Origin of the sequence: Limimaricola litoreus, assembly GCF_024159025.1 — a bacterium.
GTDB lineage: Bacteria > Pseudomonadota > Alphaproteobacteria > Rhodobacterales > Rhodobacteraceae > Limimaricola > Limimaricola litoreus.
This window is the reverse complement of record NZ_JAMYXC010000150.1, coordinates 1-4,772: the sequence shown is the minus strand read 5'-3', so window position 1 is coordinate 4,772 and position 4,772 is coordinate 1. Positions and strand designations below refer to the sequence as shown.

Sequence of the window (4,772 nt, the reverse complement as noted above, 5' to 3'; positions counted from 1 at the left end):
ACCTCGCTGGCGGCCTGCGCCACCTCGGGGCTCCTGAGACCCGGCTGCTCCAGCGCCTCTGGCACCAGCCCGCGCGCCGCCGCGACCGGCTCCGCGCCCTTGAGCACCAGCGCGCCCACGGCGCGGTAGAGCAGCCCGGTGTCGAGATGGGCAAAGCCGAAATGCGCGGCGACGGCGCGGCCCACGGTGCCCTTGCCGGCGGCGGCGGGGCCGTCGATGGCGACGGTGAAGATCATGCCCGCGCCACCCGGGCGCCGAGCCCCGTCATCAAAGGCTCGAACACGGGAAACGAGGTCGCGATGGGGCCGCCGTCATCGACGCGCATCGGCTCTGTGGTGGCCAACCCCATGACGAGGAAGGACATGGCGATGCGGTGATCGAGACGGCTCTCGGCCGTGGCGCCGCCGGGGACGTTGCCATGGCCACGGCCATGGACGATCCACCAATCCTCGCCCTCCTCGACCTCGACGCCCGCGGCGCGCAGCCCCTGGGCCATGGCGTCGATCCGGTCGCTTTCCTTGACCCGAAGCTCCTTGACGCCGCGCATCACGGTCGGCCCTTGGGCAAAGGCCGCGACGACCGAAAGCACCGGGTATTCGTCGATCATGCTCGCGGCGCGGGCGGGCGGCACCTCGATGCCCTTCATGTCGGGTGAGAACTTCGCCCGCAGATCGGCCACCGGCTCGCCGCCCTCTTCGCGCGGGTTCTCGTAGGTCAGATCCGCGCCCATTTCGCGCAGCGTCTCGAACAGCCCGGCGCGGGTCGGGTTCAGCCCGATATTGGGCACCAGCACGTCCGAGCCCTCGGCGATCAGCGCCGCACAGACCGGGAAGGCGGCGGAAGACGGATCGCGCGGCACCACGATGTGCTGCGGGCGCAGCTCGGGCTGACCGGTGAGCGTGATCACCCGGCCCTCATCGCTTTCCTCGACCGTGATCTCCGCGCCGAAGCCCGCGAGCATCCGCTCGGTGTGGTCGCGCGTCGCCTCTTGCTCGATCACCACGGTCTGTCCGGGCGCGCCCAACCCCGCCAACAGCACCGCCGACTTCACCTGTGCCGAGGGCACGGGCACGGTGTAGCGCACCGGCATCGGCTCCTTCGCGCCGGTGATGGTCATCGGCAGCCGCCCGCCCTCGCGCCCCTCGGCCTTCGCGCCGAACAGCGCCAGCGGGTCGGTCACCCGGCCCATGGGCCGCGAGCAGAGCGAGGCATCGCCGGTGAAGGTCACGGTGATCGGCGTGGTGGCCATGGCCCCCATTATGAGCCGCACCCCGGTGCCGGAATTGCCGCAATCGATCACGCCCGCGGGCTCTGCAAAGCCGCCCACACCGACGCCGTGGACCGACCAGCGCCCCTGCCCATGATCCGTGACCTCGGCCCCGAAGGCGCGCATTGCCTTGGCCGTGTCGAGCACGTCCTGCCCCTCGAGCAGCCCCTCGATCATCGTCTCACCCACCGCCATCGCGCCGAGGATCAGGCTGCGGTGGCTGATCGACTTGTCGCCGGGCACATGCGCCTCGCCGCAAAGCGCGGGGCCGCGCTGGGACATCATCGGGATCGGATCGCCATGGCCGGACATCGGGACACCTCGTGAATTGCTTGCCCGTTCCTAGACCGACGCGGCGGCAGCGTCCACGCCCCTTGCCCGGCACCGGGGGACGGGGTCGGTTCAGGGCCGGCGAAAGGTGAGGTAATGCGGGCGCCGCCCCTCGCGCAGGGCCTTTTGCTCATAGCGGGTCGAGGGCCAGTCGGACCAGGCCTCGTCATCGGGGTGATCGACGCGCACAAAGCCCGCGGCAGGCACCTCCTCGAGCGTCTGGCGCACGTAATCCTCGATGTCGGTTGCCACGCGAAACTCCGCACCGGGAGCCAGCACCCGCATCAAGGGCTCCAGATGCTCCTGCGTGACGAAGCGGCGGCGATGATGCCGGGCCTTGGGCCAGGGATCGGGGTAGTTCAAAAACGCCTTTTCGACGCTGCCACCCGGCAGCACGTCAAAGAGATCGCGCACGTCGCCGGGATGCACGGCGATGTTGTCCACGCGCGCGTCGCGGATCTTGCCCAGAAGCATGGCGACGCCGTTGATGTAGGGCTCGGCCCCGATGATCGCGATCTGCGGGTTGCTCCTAGCCATGTGGACGAGGTGCTCACCGCCGCCGAAGCCGATTTCGAGCCAGACCGGCCTGCCGCCGAAGCGCGCGCCGAGGTCGAGCTTCTCGCGCTTGGGGTTCACGTCCCAGCCGACCGGTCCGGGCGACAGCGCGTCGAGATCGTTCTCGAGGTGATCCTTCTGCGTCGGGCGCAGGGTCTTGCCGTGGATCCGGCCGTAGAAGTTGCGCCAGGGGGCGCCGGTGGGGTGCGAGCCTTTTGTCATGGCGGGCGGGTTAACCCGCGGCGCGCCCCCGCGCAACATCTCCCGAAGGCACGCGGGTGCCCCGACCGGTCGCCATGCGTATTTTCGGAAAGATGACCCGAAGGGGCGCGCCCCCCCTGGTTCATCTTTCTCCAAATACGCAATCGCGACGGTGCAACCGGCGCGGCGCTGCCCGTGCTGTCGCGCCGCCTAGAGCCCGCGCCTGAGTGCCTCGCCGAGATCGGTGCGCTCCCACGAAAAGCCGCCGTCCTCCTCGGGGGCGCGGCCGAAATGGCCGTAGGCCGCGGTACGGGCATAGATCGGGCGGTTGAGCCCCAGATGGGTGCGGATGCCGCGCGGGGTCAGGTCCATCGCCCCCGCGATGGCCTGCTCGATCTCGACGTTGGAGACCTCGCCGGTGCCATGCGTGTCGGCATAGATCGACAGCGGCCGTGCGACGCCGATGGCATAGGAGAGCTGGATGGTGCAGCGCTCCGCCAGCCCGGCGGCGACCACGTTCTTGGCCAGATAGCGCGCGGCATAGGCGGCGGAGCGGTCGACCTTGGTCGGATCCTTGCCCGAGAACGCGCCGCCGCCATGCGGGGCCGCGCCGCCATAGGTGTCGACGATGATCTTGCGGCCCGTCAGGCCCGCGTCGCCGTCCGGCCCGCCGATCACGAACTTGCCGGTGGGGTTCACCCACCACTCGGTCTGGTCGGTGATCCAGCCCTCGGGCAGCACCTCGCGCACATAGGGCTCGACGATGGCGCGGATGTCGGCGCTGGTCTGGCCCTCGTCCGAATGCTGGGTCGAGAGCACGATCGAGGTCACGCCCACGGGCATGCCGTTCTCGTAACGCAGGGAGATCTGGCTCTTGGCGTCGGGGCGCAGCGTCGGTTCCGCGCCCGACTTGCGCGCCTCGGCCAGCCGCTTGAGCACGCGGTGCGCGTAATGGATCGGCGCGGGCATGAGATCGGGCGTCTCGCGGCAGGCATAGCCAAACATGATGCCCTGATCGCCCGCGCCCTCTTCCTTGTCCTTGGCGGCATCCACCCCTTGGGCGATATGCGCCGACTGCGCATGCAGCAGGTTCGTCACTTCGACGTCGCGGTGGTGGAAGGCGTCCTGCTCGTAGCCGATGTCGCGGATGCAATCGCGCACGATGCCCTCGACCCCGCCGAGGATATCCGCGAGCCGCCCCTGGTCCTTCAGCCCGATCTCGCCGCCGACGATGACACGGTTGGTCGTGGCGAAGGTCTCGCAGGCGACGCGGGCCTCGGGCTCTTCGGCCAGAAGCGCGTCGAGCACGGCATCGGAGATCCGGTCGCAGACCTTGTCGGGATGCCCCTCGGACACCGATTCGGAGGTGAAGATGTAGTTCTTGCGGGACATGGGGAGGCGCTCCATTGAGATTAACCCGACACGCCAGGAAGCCGTTGTGTCGAGAATCCGATCCCGCTACGCTCCGGCCCGCCCCCGGTCAAGCCGGTTTCGCCGCATACCGGCCAATCCGAACACCAGCAGCACCGCCAGCATCGGCGCATCGCCCCAGCGCGCATAGGCGGGCGCAGCCCCCCGCGGCGGCAGCGCCGCGTCCACCGCGCCCGTCTCATCAAGGCCGATCCGCGCGGTGACGCGTCCCATCGCGTCGATCATGCCCGAGACGCCGGTATTGGCGACACGCGCCATCGGCATGCGCTGCTCGATCGCGCGCAGCCGAGCCTGCGCGAAATGCTGGTAGGGGCCGGAGAAATGACCGAACCACGCGTCGTTGGTCATCAGCAGCATCAGCCGCGGGCGCAACGCGCCGGTGGCGGCTGCGGCGTTGATCTCGCCCGCGAAAATCCCTTCGTAGCAGATCAGCGGCAGCGCCAACCCGATGCCGGGCACCGAGACCGGGTGCAGCCCCGGCCCCGGCGTGTAGCCGCCGCCCTCGCTCGCAGCCAGGCCCTGGATGCCAAAGCGCGCGGCGGTCTCACCGAAGGGGATGTATTCGCCGAACGGCACCAGATGCGACTTGTCGTAAAGCGAGACGACCTCGCCCGCCGCGTCGACCACGATGGCCGAATTGTAGTAGCGCGCGCCCTCGCGCCGCTGGATGCCGAGCGCCACCGGCGCGCCGCGCGCCGCTGCCACACCTTGCGCCAGTGACGCATCGGACTGGTCGAGCAGCCAGGGCAGCGCGGTCTCGGGCCAGACGACGAGATCGGGCACGGCCCCCTGCCCGGTGAGCGACATCAGCCGCTCGTGGAACACCGGCAGCCAGTCCGGGTCCCATTTCAGCGCCTGCACCGCGTTGGGCTGCACCAGGCGCACCACGGGCGCATCCGGATCGGGGGCGGGCGCCGGGCCGGGATCGAGCGCGATCCATGCCCCGGCGCAGGCCAGCGCGGGCACCGCCAACCAGAGGCTCCGCCCG

5 protein-coding genes and 1 riboswitch are annotated in these 4,772 nt (G+C 70.1%); all 5 genes read right to left on the bottom strand.

What is annotated here, in order from left to right:
• Nucleotides 1-236: (d)CMP kinase (locus NHG85_RS09915; protein WP_253331961.1), on the bottom strand; the 236-nt coding region annotated here is incomplete at its 3' end.
• The gene (aroA, locus tag NHG85_RS09910; protein WP_253331959.1) at nucleotides 233-1,579 is read right to left on the bottom strand and encodes a 3-phosphoshikimate 1-carboxyvinyltransferase; all 1,347 of its coding nucleotides are present in this window, start codon (nucleotides 1,577-1,579) and stop codon (nucleotides 233-235) included. The genes aroA and NHG85_RS09915, both read right to left, overlap by 4 nt.
• Nucleotides 1,580-1,669: 90 nt before the next feature.
• The gene (trmB, locus tag NHG85_RS09905) at nucleotides 1,670-2,374 is read right to left on the bottom strand and encodes a tRNA (guanine(46)-N(7))-methyltransferase TrmB (protein ID WP_253331957.1); all 705 of its coding nucleotides are present in this window, start codon (nucleotides 2,372-2,374) and stop codon (nucleotides 1,670-1,672) included.
• A gap of 189 nt (nucleotides 2,375-2,563) precedes the next feature.
• Entirely contained in the window at nucleotides 2,564-3,745 is a 1,182-nt protein-coding gene (gene metK, locus NHG85_RS09900; RefSeq protein WP_253331954.1) for a methionine adenosyltransferase, read from the bottom strand.
• A gap of 7 nt (nucleotides 3,746-3,752) precedes the next feature.
• A riboswitch (SAM-SAH riboswitch) is annotated at nucleotides 3,753-3,801 on the bottom strand.
• Between the two features lie 10 nt (nucleotides 3,802-3,811).
• Nucleotides 3,812-4,772, bottom strand: a 961-nt coding sequence (lnt, locus tag NHG85_RS09895; RefSeq protein WP_253331952.1) for an apolipoprotein N-acyltransferase, incomplete at its 5' end; no start/stop codon positions are given.